We start from the raw sequence: 15502 nt of genomic DNA on the forward strand, positions 1-15502 counted from the left end.
CTGGGTTTGCGTGCCGATCCCTATTGGCACGTGGTGGCGAGCTTCAACATCCTTCGTTGGGGCTATGGAGGTTGGGCATGAGATACCCCACAGCAACCGCACTTGTGTCGGCATTCATCGTCGGCGGCTGCATTGTCCTGCCGGCATCGGCGGGATCGCCCTCTGGAACGGATCCGGTGCAGACGAGCTCGGCTGCGTCGGCATTCGGCTCCTATGATCCTTATGGCGACTTCAGCAACGACAAATCGGCTAGCATCGAGGAGCTCTTCCTGCCTTGGGAAGACGTCGATCTCTCGACGCTGCCGCTGGCTGACGCCTACGCCCTGCAGCGCGGCCGCTCACTGCTGATCACCATCGAGCCGTGGACATGGTCGAAGGACTGGCGCATCACGCCGCCGGAACTGCGCAACGGCATCCTGGGCGGCAAATACGACGCCAACATGCAGGCGATCTGCAACCTGGTCGGACAGATGAAAAGCCCGGTGACGATCCGCTGGGCGCAGGAAATGGAGGACACCAACGGCCGCTTTACCTGGGCCAACTGGGCGCCGAAGGACTGGATCGCCGCTTACAAGCGCGAAGTCGACGTCTGCCGCAAGGCGGCGCCGGCGGCCAAATACATGTGGTCGCCGAAGGGATTGGACGGCCTCGAGAAATACTATCCGGGCGACGATTATGTCGATGTCATCGGCCTGTCGGTGTTCGGCCTGCAGAAGAAGGACAATGACGAAGCCGGTCGCGACCGGACCTTCGAAGAGACGCTCAAGCCCGGCTACGACCGTGTCGCGAAATTCAACAAGCCGGTGATCGTGGCCGAGCTCGGCTATGTCGGAAAGCAGGACTATGTGACGAAGTGGGCGGAAGATTCCCGCAAATCCTATGCGGAGTTCCCGGCCCTGACCTCGGTCGTCTACTTCAACCAGAAGGAAACGTGGCCGTGGCTGAACGGCTATGGGCTGCCCGACTGGCGGGTGACGCAGCACGTGCTGCCGTAAGACCGCAGAGATCAGCCCGTCCCGACACCCGGGACGGGCTCCAGCTTCAACTTCGAAAGTGACAAGCTCCAAGGCTCGGCTTTGGAGATGGGTGCAGGCGTGGCGCAAATCAGTGGGCGGAGCAAAGGCGTGAAACGGGTGGTGGGGAATCTTGTTGGAGCAGCGCTTGCCTGTTCCGTTTTTGTTATCGGCTCGCAAGCTCCTGCTACAGCCAAGGCCGCGAACAAGGCCGATGACCAGGCGTCAAGGGCCGCCGCTCTTTCCGACGCGGGCATCTACCAGCTTTATCAGAACCATTCGTGGCTATGGGGCAAGACCGGCACTGCCTTCTTCTCGGCGAAGCAGCGGCAGTTCGACACCTGGACCTCGGACAAAGGCAAGCCCGGCTACGGCGACGGCATCTGGTTCATTCCCGGCGGCGGCAAGGTCTGCTACCGCGCCACCTGGCACGGCGGCTGGGGGTCGAAGAAATCCATGACCTGCTTCGAGCATCGTCAGGCAGGCAACGTGATCTACCAACGCAAGCTGCCCGATGGCGAGTGGTATGCGTTCAAAGACAGGCACGGCCTGTCGAAGCTGCGCTATGGCGACTATGCCAGCGGCAAGATGAAGCGCATCAAGGCGAAGCTGTAGGCCGCTACCGGAAATGACGGGGCTTAGGCCGCGGCACGCCAGGCGCCGGGCGACAGGCCTTTGATCGTCTTGAACACCCTGGTCAGATGGCTCTGATCGGCGAAGCCGGCCGCCACGGCGATCTCGGCCAGCGGCATGTCGGTCTGCATCATTAGCGAAGCGGCGCGGATACGGCGATCGCGCAAATATTGGCCCGGTGTCATGCCGGCGGCACGGTGGAAGTCGCGGATGACTTGGAAGCGGGTGACCCCGGCGGTGGCGGCCAGACGCGCAAGGTCGAAGCCGGCCGAAAGATCGGCGGCGATCAGCTCGCCATAGAGGCGGAAGCGTCGCGCCGTCTCCCCGCCGTCCGAAGCGCGCTCGCGGTGCCCGCCGTCGCCGAAGCGGCTCGCCAGTCCGCGCAAAACCATCAGCATCGCCGCTTCCTGATCGAGCGCCTGGCCGGCCAGACGGTGCGCGTTCACGAAAGCCCGCGCCAGGTCCGGTGCATCGACAATGCCCTCGCCGAACATCGGCGGTGCAGGCAGTTCCAGATCCTCGGCGATCTCGGCCATCAGCGCGACATCCGGATAGCAGGTGCGGTAGGCCCAGCCGGCGGGCGCGCCCTTCTCGCCGTCATGCGGCTCTTCCGGATTGACGATGATGATCGAGCCCGCCGGCGCCAGATGCCGGCGGCGGCCAATGCGCAACTTCTCGACGCCCGCCACCACGACACCGAACACCCAGGTTGGATGGGTGTGCAGCGCATAGGCATGGTCGCGATAGCGGGCAGCGAGCATTTCGAGGCCACCGAGGCCCTCATGCCGCGTCAGCTTTGCCGCCTCACGTTCCTTTTGCTCGCTGGCATAGCTCATGCCCGAAGCCTTCTTCAAACCGGCCTGCCCGTCAATCCCGTTCAAGACGCGAGCCGGTCACTTCAGCAACATCACTGCGAACGAAGCGGAGATAAGACGATGCGGGAGAACGACAAGGTGGCGGCGCTCGTGCCGGAGGTGATCGGCTGGCGGCAGGCGATCCACGCCAATCCGGAGCTCGGTTTCGCCGAGCATGAGACGGCGGCGTTCGTCGCGGCGAAGCTCAAAGAGCTCGGCCTTGCCGTCCATACCAATGTCAGCGCCACCGCGGTCGTCGCGACGCTGACAAAGGGCACAGGCAGGAGGGCGATCGCGCTGCGCGCGGAGCTCGACGCGCTGCCGATCAAGGAGGCGGCCGATGTCGCCTATGCCTCGCGCAAGGACGGCGTCATGCATGCCTGCGGCCATGACGGCCACACCGCCATGCTGCTTGGAGCGGCGAAGTTGCTCGCCGAAAGCGAGGAATTCGACGGCACCGTGGTTTTCGTCTTCCAACCGGCGGAAGAGGTGCTGGGCGGCGGCAAAAAGATGATCGAGGACGGGCTGCTGGAACGCTTCCCGGTCGAGCAGGTGTTTGCCGCGCACAACTGGCCGGGTCTTCCGGAAGGCCGTATCGGCGTGCGCGCCGGGCCGCAGATGGCGGCGGTGGACGACTTCGAGATCGTCTTTCGCGGCAGCGGCTGCCACGCGGCGATGCCGCATCTGGGCGACGACCCGCTGCTGGCCGCGGCAAGCTTTGTCACCGCGATCCAGCGGCTGGTTTCCCGCAGCGTCGATCCGCTGTCGCCGGCCGTGTTGTCGGTGACGCAGTTCCATGGCGGCCGCTTCAACAATTTCGTGCCGGGCGAGGTGAAGGTCGAGGGCACCTGCCGCTTCTACGACCGCGCCCTATCCGATCATTGCGCGGCCGAAATCGAGCGCGTGGCGCAGGCCGCGGCCGCCATGCACGGCGCCGGCGCCGAGTTCACCTACAAGCGCGGCTATCCGCCGGTGGTGAACCCGGCGAATGGGGCGGCGCTCGCGGCGCAAGCCGGCGCGGACACGGTCGGCGCCGAGCGCGTCGCAACCGAGTTCCAGCCCAGCATGGGCTGCGAGGATTTCGCCTTCCTGCTGCAGGGCGTCGGCGACGGCGCCTATGTGTGGATCGGCGCCGGCGATGTCGGCCAGCGCGCCGGACTGCACGGCGACCGCTACGTCTTCAATGACGCCATCATCCCGATCGGCGTCCGCTTCTTCCTCAACGTCGTCCAGCGCGCACTCCCGGTCGGTGGGCGGTAGCAGCGTTGCAAAGCACCGGGATTTCGCGCAACCGTTCCGACGACCGAAACGATCGCGAGACCTGATGCCGGGGGCTGACAAGACCGTGCTCATCACCGGGGCGCGCGCGCCGGTGGCGCTGCATCTGGCGCGCCTGCTCGACGGCGCGGGCCGCAGGGTGATCCTGGCCGACACGCCGGCGCGTCCGATCGCCGCCGCAAGCAAGGCCTGCGCGCGCTACTATCGCCTGCCGCCGCCGCGCTTCGAGCCGGAGGCTTATGCCGATGCGGTCGAGGCGATGGTCCGGGCCGAAGGCATAGAACTGGTCATCCCGACCTGCGAGGAGGTGTTTTATCTCGCGCTGACCTGGCGCGGCCGGAAAGTGCCGGCCCGGTTGTTCGCCCCCGACATCGATTTGTTGGCGCAGGTGCACAACAAGCACGCCTTCATCGGGCTGGTCGATAGCCTCGGCCTGGCGGTGCCGGAAACGACGCTGCTCAGATCGCGCGACGATCTGGACGCGGTGCGCAGCCGCTCACGCGAGTTGGTGTTCAAGCCGGTCTGGTCGCGCTTCGCCAGCCACGTGCTGCTGCGGCCGACGCCGGACTTTCTCGACGCGATCGCTCCCTCACCCGCCATGCCGTGGGTGGCGCAGCGTTGCATCGATGGCGACGAGATCAGCGCCTATGCGGTGGCGCGTGCGGGCAGGCTCAAGGCGCTGGCGCTCTACCGCTCGCTCTATCGCGCCGGCAAGGGCGCCGGCATCTACTTCGAACAGGTCGAGGACCGGGCCGCGCGCAAGCTGGTCGAGCGCATCGTCGCCGGCACCGGATGGAGCGGGCAGATTTCCTTTGACCTGATGCGCGAGGCGGACGGAACAGTGCTGCCGCTGGAATGCAATCCGCGCGCGGTGAGCGGCCTGCATTTCTTCCGCGAGCCGGCGCGCTTCGCGGAAGCTGTGCTCGGCGACGGTCCAGAGGTCACGCCCGACGTCACCGCGCCGCAAACGGTGCGGCTCGCCATGTGGGTCTACGGGCTGCCGGCGGCGTTGCGTTCAGGCGGCCTCGGCCGCTTTCGGAAGGCGATGCGCGACGGCCAGGAACTGCTCGACTGGCCGGACGACGCCGCGCCGGTCAAGGCGCAATGGACGGCGCTTGCCGAGATCGCCCGGGTGGCCTGGCGCCAACGCATCAGCCTGCAGGCGGCGTCGACGCGCGATATCGAGTGGAACGGGCCGGGCGAGTAACGCTGGCAGGACAGAGGGGGGCGCGAAGGAATGAGACGCATCCTTGCTGTCCGCAGCCGATCACAGCTCGATCTGATACAGCCTCGGCCCGGCTGCCGCCGGCGGCAGCTTGCCTTCCATGATCGCGGCGATGTCGCGGCGCAGGAAGTCGAGCGGGCCGATCACCGGCAAGACCGGAGGCTGGAAACGGGCATTGTCGCTCGCCGATTTCAGCACGCGGCGGTCCTGGTGCAGCGCGATGGTGAACAGCGGTTTGAAGGCAAGCGCCTTCACCTCGCCGAGCAGGCCCTGGCGCTGGCCGATCAGCCAGCCGACGCCCTCGACGGTGCGCTCGTCGGCCTGCCGCAGATGAAAGGTGGTGGCGAGCACCAGCCCGTCCTTGCCCCAGTATTCGAGCTCGGCGATACCGGGATGGCGGAAGCGGCCGACGGTTTTCGCGCGTTCGCCTTCCAGCAGCCGGCTGATCAGTCCCTGCTGGCGATCCTCGCCGGTGTAGCAAGCCTCGACCCAGCCCTCGCCGCCGGTCACCTCGACCCGCACCAGATGGCGCTTCGAGGTCAGGCCGCGCAGCAGGCCCTTGTGGGTGAAATGGGTATGGGTGGCGTCCAGGATGTTCTCGGCGACATCGAGCACAGTGGACTGTGTCGAACTGCGCACCCGCCGCACGATGATGTCCTTGCCCTGCATGCAGTGGAGATAGGGCTCGCCTTGCGGCGTGCCGGAAGAGACGAAGACGACGCCATCGCGCTCGATCGCGGGGTAACGGCGGACGCGGTAGTGCGGCATGGCGCCGACATGGCCGGGAATGGCGGTGCAGCGGCCTTCACCGTCATAGCGCCAGCCATGGTAAGGGCATTCGATTTCGCCGCCCACGACCTTGCCGGTCGACAGCTCGACCAGCCGGTGCGGGCAGCGGTCGAACAGCGCGGCAATGCCTTGCGCCGAGCGGAATAGCACCAGCGGCGCGCCGTCGAAGAGGACGCGCTTCGGCCGCTTGCCGATGTCGGCCGCGAGCGCCACCGCCTGCCAAAAATCCCTCCCGTGGTCGCGGCGCTCGCTCACAGTTCGAACCTCCTGAGCAAAGGGATGCCGACCAGCGCCAGCACGGTCTCCATCACGCGGATCGCCATGCGCCGGCGGCGCTGAAGATGGCCGGCATAGACGGCGATGTATTCGATCGCGGCAACAGCGCCGCGCAGGCGCTTGAAGCCGGCGGCCCCGGCGCTCATGTTGAAGAACAGGCCGCGCGCGGTGGCGTGATCCTGCGCAAGCGCCATCACCATGCGGTAGAGCCCCTCGCCGATCGGCAGGCCGGTGTCGTAGCCAACGATCGGCTGGGTGAGCGTGCCGCCATTCTCGAACAGGCCGGTGACCGCGACGAGATCGCCGCCCGGCCGGCGCAGGCCGGCAAGGCTGATGATGCCGCGCCCGTGCATCTCGGCGATGTAGCGTGCCGTGTAGTGCGGATTCAAAGGCGTGTATTTGTCGAGATAGAGCATGTTGTAGAGCTGCTCGGCGCGCGCATAGTCGGCTTCGGAAAAATCGTCGTCGCCGACCCGCTCGAAAAGCGTGGTGCCGAGTTGCTTGCGGTCGCGCTTCAGGTTCTTTGTCATGGCGGGTGCGGCGCTGCGATCGGCGAAGATGTAGATCTGCCGGGCCGCCAGCATCCGAAAACCTTCCGCCGTCAACGCGGCGATGGTCGCCGGATCGGCGATCTCGTTCAGCGAACGGATGACGATGGCGCGATCGGGAAAGCGAGCGACCAGCGCCGATCTAAGCGCGGCGACCGTCTGCCGGTCGAGCAGCGGCACCGGATTGGTCGAATAGAGCCAGTTGTTGACCTGCGCCTGATGATCGAGGCCGCTTGCCCTGACCAGCGGCGCGCAGGCGCCGATCAGCGCCCGGAGCGCGCGCCCCAGCGAAGGGTGAGCCGCGAAGTTGCGCGTCTCGTCTATCGCATAGTCGATATAGGCGCTCGACGGGCAGCAGATGTAGCAGTTCGGCGCCTCGCCGGCGTCGTTGAGCGTCAGCGGAAAGGTCCGGCCCGCGACCTCGAAGGTCTCGACCGTGGTCGTCAGGTTGGCGACGAGGTCGCTTACCGGTATCTCGTTGAACAGGCTGACGAAAGCCTCGACCTTGGCCCGCTTGTTTTCGACGCGGTCGGCTTGCTGCGCCCGCCTGTCCATAGTGGTCGCCCGGGTCATGGCGTCCGCTCCACCCGGCATTCGACACGGCGCAGCTTGCGGCTGGTTTCGAGCGGCAGCGGCGCTCGGATGAGCGTCACGGTGACGGTCGCATTTCGCCCTTCAAGCAGGGCGCGCACAGCCTGCAGCGCGGCTGTCGCGGCATCGTCGGCAAGGCCGCGCGGGAGCCGCAGTTCGATCGTGTCCGACGCGACCTGGACCAGCCGAAAATCGTCGATGCGGCGATCGGCCTTGAGCACGGCGTTGCGTAACACATCCGGGGTAATCAAGATCGGCCCGCCCGGCGAGGCGAGCCGGAAGACATCGTCCATGCGGCCGACGATCTCGTCGACGCAGCGCAGCGGCGAGCCGCAACGGCAAGGCTCCTCCGAGAGCCGCAGCAGGTCGTTCATTCGGTAGCGCGCCATGATCTGGGTTTGGCGGCGGAAGGCTGTGATAAGCGGCGTTACGAGCCCCTCGCCCGCAGGCTCGAACTCGAAGACGACCGAGTCCTCGGCAAGATGCAGCCCGCCGTGCCGGCAGGTCACGGCGAGGAGCCCTTCGGTCGCCATGTAGATCTGGTCGAGCGGCAGCTTGAAGAAGGACTCAATGGCCCGGCGGTCGATCGGGTCGAGGGTCTCGGCGGCCGAGAAGATGCGTTTTGGCGCAAGCCGAAAGCCTTCGATGGAGATGTGCCGGAGCACCTTCGGCGGCGCGATGATCACCGTCGGGTCGAAGGCTTCGAGCGCCTCCCGCCAGCGTTCCGGTCCAGGCGTCAGATCGAAGAAGGTGAGCTTGATCAGCCGCGACTTGCGGGCGCTGTCGTAAAGCCCGGTGTTCTGCGGCAGGATGACGGCGACGCGCATGCCGCGCCACAAAAGATCGGGCGCCGCCTTGGCGAGGATCGTGCCCAGCCAGCGGTATTTCTCCGCCTCCGAAATCACGAACAGGCCGCGATTGCCCGATGTGCCGGTGCTGGCGCCGACGGTGAGGTTGCCGACGCCCCCATCGCGGGCCAGGGCCGCCCAGGCTTCGGCCGCGGTGATGCCATGGATGTTGAAATCTTCGAAGCGTGCCATCAGCAGCGCCTTGTCGGTGACCGGCAGGTCGGTGAGACGCGCCGGCGCTTGGCGATAGAAAGGCGCGCGCGGCAGGTCGCGGTCGAGGAAACGACGCAAGGCCGCCGCCTGCCAGCGCTCGAAATCGGCGCGACTCTTGCGCGAGACCCAGCGCGTCAGGACGAAGGAGCCGACCGCTTCCCCCAGGGCGTTCATCCGGCCTCCGGATCACTCATTGCCAGATCATAGACCGTCGGCACGGGATCATGGCAGAGCACCACCTCGCCCCCCGTGTCCATGAAGTGGCGCAGCATGGCGCTGGTCGGCTCGATTGCCCCGGCATCCTCGGCGATCAGCGTGGCCGGGAAACCGGGCGTGCGGCTTTCGGTCAAGGCTTGCAGCATCCATTGCACGTCGACGGCATAGAGCAGCGGCCGATCGAGGCCGCTGAACAGCAGGCCGAACTGTCCGTCGGCATGTCCAGGAAGATCGACCGCGATCACGCTGCCGTCGCCGAAGAGGTCGGCGCCGCCGGGAACGCCACCGTTCGCTTCAACGCGCGGCTTGGAGGACAGGCCGTCCAAACGCGTCTCGAAATCCGCCTGAAAGAGCTCGGTGAAAACGCCGTGGCGGAGGTTCTGCCGGGGCGTGCGGGATCTGACCCGCGCCCAGGCGGCGTCGCTGGCGATGAAGCGCGCCTTCGGAAACAGCGACAAGCCGGAAATGTGATCGGCATGGAAATGCGTGACGATAACAGTGCGGATATCGTCTGGAGAGAGGCCAAAACGCGAAAGCACCGGCAAAACCTGCTCGGCGGCGTTGAGCTCGGGTTTCAGCAACGCGCCGTAGAGGCGCAGCATCCGGCCTCGCCGCTCTCCGGAAAGCGCTTCCGGCGTATAGCCGGTGTCGACCAGCACCGGTCCGGCAACGGGATGAAAGATCAGCGCGTAACGCACGCGCAGCCGCACGCTTTGCCAGCCGCCGCCGCGCAGGATGAGCCGTTCGGCGGCGTTGACCCAGGCGCTGTTGGCGAAGACGATCTTCATAGCCTGGCCCTACTGAAGAAGGTGCGGTCAAGCCCCTCTTCGAAAGCGATTTTCGGCGCCCAGCCGAGCACGCGTCTCGCCTTGGAGATATCCAGGCTCTGGGCATAGGCGAAGAGGCCGAGCCCATAGCGGGTGACCGGCGGCTCGGGGCGGCCGGGCAGCCTGAGCGCCACCGCTTCCATCAGGCTGGCCGCCAGCATGGCAGGCAGCAGCGGCACCGGCCGCCAGCGCGCCACAAGGCCGGCGCGAACACAGGCCTCGTCGGCGATGCGGCGCACCGGCAGCACCTCGCCGCCGGAGATGTTGAAGACCTCCCCTTCGGCCTCGCTGGGTGCGGCAAGCGCGGCCATGACGGCGTCGACGACATCGTCGACATGGGTAAGATCGATTGCCGCCCGGCCGCCGCGGAACAGCGGCAACGGCCGGCTCTTCGCCGCCTTGATCAGGCGCGGCAGCAGCGCGCGATCGCCGGTGCCGTAAATGCCGCGCGGCCGCAGCACCACCGGATGGACGGCGGGCGCGGCAAGCACGATCCGCTCCGCCTCGCGCTTGGTGCGCGCATAGTGGTTGACCGGATCGGGCAAGGCCGCGTCCTCGGTCAGGCCGACCTGGTCGCGAAAGGCAAAGCACACGGACGGGCTGGAGATGTGGACGAAGCGGCTGACGCCCTGTTGCTTGGCGAAGTCCAACAGGTTGCGCGTGGCCGTGACGTTGGCCGTCGAGAAATCCGCGAGCCGGCCGAAGGGCGCAGACAGCGCCGCGCAATGGATGATCCGTTCGACCCTGCCGAGCCTCAGGTCGAGCGCGCGGTCGAGCGGCTGCGCGAGATCGTGGCGGATGATGCGATGACCGGCGGCTTCGAGAGCGGCGCAGCGTGCCTCGTCACGGCCGAGGCCGAGCGCCAGCATGCCGGATGCGGCCAAACGCTCGAGCACATGAGAGCCAAGAAAACCGCTGGCGCCGGTGACGAGAACAGCCATCGTCAAGCCTCCAGCGCCATGCCGCCGAAGGACACGCCGGCAGACGTGCCGAGGAAGAGCAGCTTCATGCCCGGCGCGACGCGGCCTTCGCGGCGCGCGACATCGAGCGCGAAGGGAATGGAGGCGGCGATCTGGTTGCCGAAGCGGGCGGCAATGTCGACCAGCTTTTCCGGCGCGAAGCCGGTCTGGCGCGCCATATGCGCCAGCGCCAACGGGCTCGCCTGGTGCGGCACGACGAGGTCGACATCCTCATGCCGCCAGCCGGCGCGCTCCAGCAGGTCGTCGACGAAGCCATTGAAATGGCGCGACGTCAGGCGGAACAGTTCCTTGCCGTCCATGTGGAAGAGGCTGTGGCGGGCGAATTCTTCCGGCTGGTTTTGGAAGTCGAAGCGGGTGCCGCCCGAACCGATGCCGCAGGCCTCCCAAGCCGAGGGATAGGTGCGCATCAAACTAGCCGCCACCCTGCCCTCGCCGGGCCCCGCCCTGCGCAGCACAGCCGCCGCCGCGCCGTCGCCGAAGAGCGCCGCGACCTCGGGCTGGTCCCGCCACGGCAGCGCGCGCGAGGCGACTTCCGCAGAGAAAACCAGCGCCGTCTCGCATTGCCCGGCCGCGATCATGCGGCCGGCGGTCTCGAAAGCGGTGAGGAAGCTCAGACAAGTGCTGTTGACGTCGAAGGCGGCGCCCGAACCGTCGGCAAGGCCAAGGCGCTGCATGACCAGCGGAGCGGTGGCCGGCAGCGGCTGGTAAGGCACGCCGCAGCCGCCGATGATCAAGTCGACAGCCTGGACTTCGAGCCCGGCATCATCGAGGGCGAGCCGCGCGGCGACGCAAGCGAGATCGATCTGCGATTCGGCCGTGCAGACATAGCGCTCGACAACACCGGTGGCGACCTCGAGCGCGCCCCGGCCAAGGCCCAGCCTCTCTTCAAGTGCGCGTGTGGTCACGCGTTGAGCCGGCACCGCCCTGCCGGTTCCGACGATCCTGATCCGCATCCTCCCCCCGCGGCGTGAGCTTGCGTCTATCTAGCTCAAAATATGGCTTGGGGCGACGGCCATCATCGGAGCTGAACGAATGCATGGTGCGGGAGATGCCCAATTGATTGCAGATAAATCTCCTGTAAGTATACTTTCCGGGGGCGAACTATGGCCAATTCTTTTTCTCGTTTTGTATTTTCGATTTTTGGCACTTCCGGTCCCAAATCGGGTGCAAGCGCAGAGCAGGGTCTTGTCAAAGGCGCATGGCCCCGCGACCTTCAGCCCCTGTTTATCGAGCCATCTGGGAAGGATGTCGCGGAGGCTCTAGACGGTTGGACGTGGATCGGACTCGACGGTTTGGAGCCTGCCGCCGTTTCGGCCTTCGGCGATATCTTCTTTCGTGCCGCTGATGGATCGGTCAAGCTTCTAGACATGATCGAGGGTCGCTTGACCCCAGTGTCGGGGACATGGTCGGAACTCAAAACGCAGCTAAACGACGCCGATCGTCAGGATGATCTCTTGCTGGCTGGCTTGGTGATGGCGGCGCGAAGGAAGGGTTTGGTCCTCGATGCCGGCCAATGCTACGACTTCAAAAAGCCACCGGTGCTCGGCGGTGAAATGAGCGTCGAACAAATGGAGAAGACGTTCTTCGTGGTGAAAGTCCATATTGCCGGCCAGATTCACCGACAGATCAAGGACCTTCCACAAGGTACAAAAATCAACAAAGTGACGATCAGCGATCGCTGACGTCCCTACGCCTTGCGTTCCCACCGTCGATCAGGCGTCTGCTGCCAGTAGGTCACGGCGTGGCCGGCCTCCTTCAACACCTTCCACTGCACCCGAGCGCCTTCGAGCTGAGCGGCGTCATGGCCGTCGAACAGGAAGACGGCGCGCTCGTAGCCGGAAAGCTCGGGCGGGACGGCGCCGTCGACCAGGAAGCGGATCTGCGCGGTGTTCGGATTGCCCTCCCCCGTCGTGAGCAGGATCGGCTGCTCGGCCTGATAGGCTTCGCGGTCGGTGGCATGCGCGAGGAAGGAATCGTCGCGGAACGTCCACAGATGCTGGTCGAGCGCGTCGCGGCGCTCCTCGGTGCCGGTCTGCACCACTGCCCGCCAGCCGCGCTCTAGGCTGCGCTCGAGGAGGCCCGGCAGAGCCTCTTCAAGCGTTGATTCCGTCAGGTGGTAGAACAGGATGTCGGCCACCTCGAAAGCCCTACCCCTCGTAGTGGTCGCGCACCAGCCGGTCGAGCAGCCTGACGCCGAAGCCGGAGCCCCAGGATTGGTTGATTTCGCTCGCCGGCGCGCCCATCGCGGTGCCGGCGATATCGAGATGCGCCCAGGGCGTATCCTTGACGAAACGCTGCAGGAACTGCGCCGCGATGATAGCGCCACCGTAGCGGCCGCCGATGTTCTTCATGTCGGCGTTCTTGGAATCGATCAGCTTGTCGTATTCGGCGCCGAGCGGCATGCGCCACACTCGCTCCTGCGTCGCCTGGCCGGCGCCGGTCAGCCTGCCCGCCAGCTCGTCATCGTTGGAGAACAGACCGGCATAGTGCTGGCCGAGCGCGACCATGATAGCGCCGGTCAGCGTCGCCAAATTGACCATGAATTTCGGCTTGAAGCGGTCGTTGGTGTACCAGAGCGCGTCGGCCAGCACGAGGCGCCCTTCGGCGTCGGTGTTGAGCACCTCGATGGTCTGCCCGGACATCGAGGTGACGATGTCGCCGGGGCGCTGGGCGTGGCCGTCGACGGCATTCTCCACCAGGCCGATCACGCCAACGACATTGGCCTTGGCCTTGCGGGCCGCCAGCGCATGGATCAGCCCGGTGACGGCAGCGGCACCGCCCATGTCGCCCTTCATGTCCTCCATGCCGGAGGCCGGCTTCATCGAATTGCCGCCGGTGTCGAAGGTGACGCCCTTGCCGATGAAGGCGATCGGCGCGTCCTTGGCCTTGCCGCCCTTCCATTGCATGACGGCCACGCGGGCACCGCGCGGCGAGCCTTGCGCGACGCCGAGCAGCGAGCCCATGCCGAGCTTCTTCATCTCCTTCTCGGTGAGGACATCGACCTCGACGCCGAGCGCTTCCAGTTCTCTGGCGCGGGCGGCGAACTCGACCGGTCCAAGCGCATTGGCCGGCTCATTGACGAGATCTCGCGCAAGCAAAACCCCGTCGATCACCGCCCCTTCGCTGGCGAAGGCTTTTTTCGCGGCGGCGGGATCCGCGCAGTGGATGGTTATCTTGGCAGGCTTCGCCGCTTCGTCCTTCTTGCCTTCAGGCTTGCCGTTTTCCCTCTCCTTCCTGGTCTTGTACTTGTCGAAGGAGTAGCTGCGCAGAAGGATGCCGGCGGCAAGATGCGCCGCCTGCCGGCCGTCCGGCTGGAGCTCCGGCAGATCGAGGATGACGGCGACCTCGGTCGCCTTGCGCAGCGAAGCGGCAACCGCGCCGCCGAGCTTCAGCCACGCGTGGTCGTCGAGACTTGCGACCTTGCCGGCGCCGATCGCCACCAGCCGGTCGACCGACGTCCCTTCCGGCGCCAGCACTTCCACCGAACCGGCGAACTTGCCGGAGAAATCGGCGACCGGAAACGCGCGAGCCAAGGCGCCAGCCGGATCGCAGGCCTTCGCGGCATCGCCAAGACCGCCGCCATCGGCGGCAAGCAGGAAGACGCTGCCTTTCTTAGGCGCGGCGAATTTGGCGAAGGCAATCGAAGGTCTCGAATTCATCAGGTCCTGCTTTCGGGGTGAGGCGCCGCGAACCGGCTTTCAAGCGTGCGCGACATTTGGTCGTTTTCCGCCATTTGGCAAGACTTCGGCCGAAATCGCTGTCTATATCGGCGCCGAAATCAACCAAGGATTCGTCGCGGCGGAACGCAAGCTTCCTACCGCAACCTATTGTTAACCATCAATGTTTCGCATTTCTTATCCATTGACGCGGACACTCCGCCGCGCCGGAGCGCGCGGTATGGGAGCAACGAACCAGATGAGCCGCCTTGGGACCCGGTTGTACAGGCGTCGGCGGATGACTACCTTGTCGGCGGGCATGATGCCGTTCGGCACAATCGAGAAAAGCCTTCATGAAGGTCGTTGAACGCTACATCATGCGTCGCGCTACCGCGATGTTCCTGGCGGCGCTGGTATGGACGCTTGCGATCGTGTGGACGACGCAGGTGCTGGCCAAGATCGACCTCGTCACCGACAGCGGCCAGTCGGCGCTCACCTTCTTCGAAGTCGCGGGGCTGATCATCCCCTCGATCATACCGATCGTGGTGCCGTTTGCGCTGGTGGTCGCGGTGGCGCAGACGCTGAGCGCCATGAACACGGATTCGGAACTGGCGGTGATCAACGCCGCCGGCGCCTCGCGCTGGACGATCGCACGGCCGATCCTTTTGCTGGCGCTGGCGGCCAGCGTCTTTTCCTTCGCCGTCGACAACGGCGTCGATCCCTATGCCAGGCAGAAGAACAGGCAGCTGGTGGCCGCCTCGCGCGCCGACCTTCTGTCGCTGATCATCCAGGAGGGCACGTTCCGCAGAATAGATGACGGCCTGTTCCTGCAGGTCGGCGAACGGCTCCCCGATAACAGGCTCGGCGGCATATTCGTCGCCGATTCGCGCGAGGAAGGCGCCAACCTCACCTATTACGCCAAGACCGGCAGCATCGTCGAAAAGGGCGACGAAAAGGTGCTGATGATGAAGGACGGCGTCATCAACCGCAAATCGGTGACCGGCGACCTTTCCGTCATCCGTTTCACCTCCTACGCCTTCGACCTGTCGGCCTTCATGTCGGCGGCGAACGAGATCACGCTGCTGCCCAAGGACCGAACGACGCCATACCTGCTCAACCCGGATCCCAACGACAAGATGTACCAGCGCCAGCCCGGCAGCTACCGCGCCGAGATCGACCAGCGTTTCTCCGAATGGTCCTATTCGCTGGTGTTCGCGCTGATCGCGCTTGCCGTCGCGGGCGACGCGCGTTCGCACCGCGAGGCGCGCATCCATCCGCTGATCACCGCAATCGCAATCGCGCTTTTCGTGCGCTGGCTTGGCTTCTTCGCCGCCGGTAAGGCCGACAAGGTCTGGTACTACGCCTATATGGTCTATGCCGTTCCGATCATGGCGTCGGCGATCTCGGTCTGGTTCATCATCTCCTCGCGCAGCATGGAGCTGCCGTCGGCCTGGGCCGACTGGATGACCAATCTCGCCGGCCGCGCCAGCGAGGGCTGGACGGCGCTCAAGCTGTGGTTCGCCCGGCGCGGCACCTCCGGCCAGGGAGCCTGACC

At 65.9% G+C, this 15502-nt stretch carries 15 protein-coding genes; 6 read left to right on the forward strand and 9 right to left on the reverse strand.

What is annotated here, in order from left to right; all coding sequences use genetic code 11:
* The first annotated feature begins 77 nt into the window (after positions 1-77).
* Positions 78-995, forward strand: coding sequence for a glycoside hydrolase family 26 protein (locus EN853_RS22520; protein ID WP_127861620.1), 918 nt, complete (start codon positions 78-80; stop codon positions 993-995).
* Between the two features lie 129 nt (positions 996-1124).
* Positions 1125-1628, forward strand: a complete 504-nt coding sequence (locus EN853_RS22525; RefSeq protein WP_127861647.1) for a DUF995 domain-containing protein — start codon at positions 1125-1127, stop codon at positions 1626-1628.
* 23 nt (positions 1629-1651) lie between these two features.
* On the opposite strand, the gene EN853_RS22530 is transcribed toward EN853_RS22525, so the two are convergent.
* Positions 1652-2482, reverse strand: coding sequence for an AraC family transcriptional regulator (locus tag EN853_RS22530; RefSeq protein WP_127861619.1), 831 nt, complete (start codon positions 2480-2482; stop codon positions 1652-1654).
* Between the two features lie 99 nt (positions 2483-2581).
* On the opposite strand from EN853_RS22530, the gene EN853_RS22535 reads away from it, so the two are divergent.
* The gene (locus EN853_RS22535) at positions 2582-3760 is read left to right on the forward strand and encodes an amidohydrolase (protein ID WP_127861618.1); all 1179 of its coding nucleotides are present in this window, start codon (positions 2582-2584) and stop codon (positions 3758-3760) included.
* Between the two features lie 64 nt (positions 3761-3824).
* On the forward strand, positions 3825-4985 hold the full coding sequence (locus tag EN853_RS22540) for a hypothetical protein (RefSeq protein ID WP_127861617.1): 1161 nt from the start codon (positions 3825-3827) through the stop codon (positions 4983-4985).
* Positions 4986-5045: 60 nt separating this feature from the next.
* Here EN853_RS22540 and EN853_RS22545 read toward each other — a convergent pair whose 3' ends face one another.
* Genes EN853_RS22545 through EN853_RS22570 form a run of 6 tightly spaced genes read right to left on the reverse strand, consistent with a single transcriptional unit; the run spans position 5046 to position 11196 of the window.
* On the reverse strand, positions 5046-6047 hold the full coding sequence (locus tag EN853_RS22545) for a Rieske 2Fe-2S domain-containing protein (RefSeq protein WP_127861616.1): 1002 nt from the start codon (positions 6045-6047) through the stop codon (positions 5046-5048).
* Positions 6044-7189, reverse strand: a complete 1146-nt coding sequence (locus tag EN853_RS22550; RefSeq protein WP_245517152.1) for a GNAT family N-acetyltransferase — start codon at positions 7187-7189, stop codon at positions 6044-6046. Before EN853_RS22550 ends, EN853_RS22545 begins: the two co-directional genes overlap by 4 nt.
* Complete coding sequence (locus EN853_RS22555; protein WP_127861614.1) at positions 7186-8442, reverse strand: F390 synthetase-related protein; 1257 nt, start codon at positions 8440-8442, stop codon at positions 7186-7188. Before EN853_RS22555 ends, EN853_RS22550 begins: the two co-directional genes overlap by 4 nt.
* Positions 8439-9272 (reverse strand): MBL fold metallo-hydrolase, encoded by an 834-nt coding sequence (locus tag EN853_RS22560; protein ID WP_127861613.1) that lies wholly within the window; start codon positions 9270-9272, stop codon positions 8439-8441. Before EN853_RS22560 ends, EN853_RS22555 begins: the two co-directional genes overlap by 4 nt.
* Positions 9269-10252 (reverse strand): NAD(P)-dependent oxidoreductase, encoded by a 984-nt coding sequence (locus EN853_RS22565; RefSeq protein WP_127861612.1) that lies wholly within the window; start codon positions 10250-10252, stop codon positions 9269-9271. The genes EN853_RS22560 and EN853_RS22565 overlap by 4 nt, the downstream gene beginning before the upstream one ends.
* A gap of 2 nt (positions 10253-10254) precedes the next feature.
* Positions 10255-11196, reverse strand: a complete 942-nt coding sequence (locus EN853_RS22570; protein ID WP_245517465.1) for a 3-oxoacyl-[acyl-carrier-protein] synthase III C-terminal domain-containing protein — start codon at positions 11194-11196, stop codon at positions 10255-10257.
* 198 nt (positions 11197-11394) lie between these two features.
* Here EN853_RS22570 and EN853_RS22575 point away from each other — a divergent pair, with 198 nt between their 5' ends.
* Entirely contained in the window at positions 11395-11973 is a 579-nt protein-coding gene (locus tag EN853_RS22575; RefSeq protein WP_127861610.1) for a T6SS immunity protein Tdi1 domain-containing protein, read from the forward strand.
* A 5-nt stretch (positions 11974-11978) separates the two neighbouring features.
* Here the strand turns inward: EN853_RS22575 and EN853_RS22580 are convergent, their stop codons facing one another.
* Together EN853_RS22580 and EN853_RS22585 are read right to left on the reverse strand one after the other, a co-directional pair.
* A complete protein-coding gene (locus tag EN853_RS22580) occupies positions 11979-12428 on the reverse strand; it encodes a DNA polymerase III subunit chi (RefSeq protein WP_127861609.1) in 450 nt (149 codons plus the stop codon).
* Between the two features lie 10 nt (positions 12429-12438).
* Positions 12439-13950 carry a leucyl aminopeptidase gene (locus EN853_RS22585; protein WP_127861608.1) on the reverse strand — a complete coding sequence of 504 codons (1512 nt, stop codon included), beginning with the start codon at positions 13948-13950 and terminating at the stop codon, positions 12439-12441.
* A 350-nt stretch (positions 13951-14300) separates the two neighbouring features.
* Here EN853_RS22585 and lptF point away from each other — a divergent pair, with 350 nt between their 5' ends.
* Complete coding sequence (gene lptF, locus EN853_RS22590) at positions 14301-15500, forward strand: LPS export ABC transporter permease LptF (RefSeq protein ID WP_127861607.1); 1200 nt, start codon at positions 14301-14303, stop codon at positions 15498-15500.
* Positions 15501-15502 lie beyond the last annotated feature (2 nt).

Source organism: Mesorhizobium sp. M1C.F.Ca.ET.210.01.1.1 (assembly GCF_004791585.1).
In the GTDB taxonomy this organism is placed as follows: Bacteria; Pseudomonadota; Alphaproteobacteria; order Rhizobiales; family Rhizobiaceae; genus Mesorhizobium.

Bases quoted from the DNA above. Each gene is read 5' to 3' on its own strand.
- EN853_RS22555 (WP_127861614.1), bottom strand. From the start codon at position 8,442: ATGAACGCCCTGGGGGAAGCGGTCGGCTCCTTCGTCCTGACGCGCTGG.
- EN853_RS22550 (WP_245517152.1), bottom strand. From the start codon at position 7,189: ATGACCCGGGCGACCACTATGGACAGGCGGGCGCAGCAAGCCGACCGC.
- EN853_RS22575 (WP_127861610.1), top strand. From the start codon at position 11,395: ATGGCCAATTCTTTTTCTCGTTTTGTATTTTCGATTTTTGGCACTTCC.
- EN853_RS22520 (WP_127861620.1), top strand. From the start codon at position 78: ATGAGATACCCCACAGCAACCGCACTTGTGTCGGCATTCATCGTCGGC.
- EN853_RS22585 (WP_127861608.1), bottom strand. From the start codon at position 13,950: ATGAATTCGAGACCTTCGATTGCCTTCGCCAAATTCGCCGCGCCTAAG.
- EN853_RS22540 (WP_127861617.1), top strand. From the start codon at position 3,825: ATGCCGGGGGCTGACAAGACCGTGCTCATCACCGGGGCGCGCGCGCCG.
- EN853_RS22565 (WP_127861612.1), bottom strand. From the start codon at position 10,252: ATGGCTGTTCTCGTCACCGGCGCCAGCGGTTTTCTTGGCTCTCATGTG.
- EN853_RS22535 (WP_127861618.1), top strand. From the start codon at position 2,582: ATGCGGGAGAACGACAAGGTGGCGGCGCTCGTGCCGGAGGTGATCGGC.
- EN853_RS22560 (WP_127861613.1), bottom strand. From the start codon at position 9,272: ATGAAGATCGTCTTCGCCAACAGCGCCTGGGTCAACGCCGCCGAACGG.
- lptF (WP_127861607.1), top strand. From the start codon at position 14,301: ATGAAGGTCGTTGAACGCTACATCATGCGTCGCGCTACCGCGATGTTC.
- EN853_RS22530 (WP_127861619.1), bottom strand. From the start codon at position 2,482: ATGAGCTATGCCAGCGAGCAAAAGGAACGTGAGGCGGCAAAGCTGACG.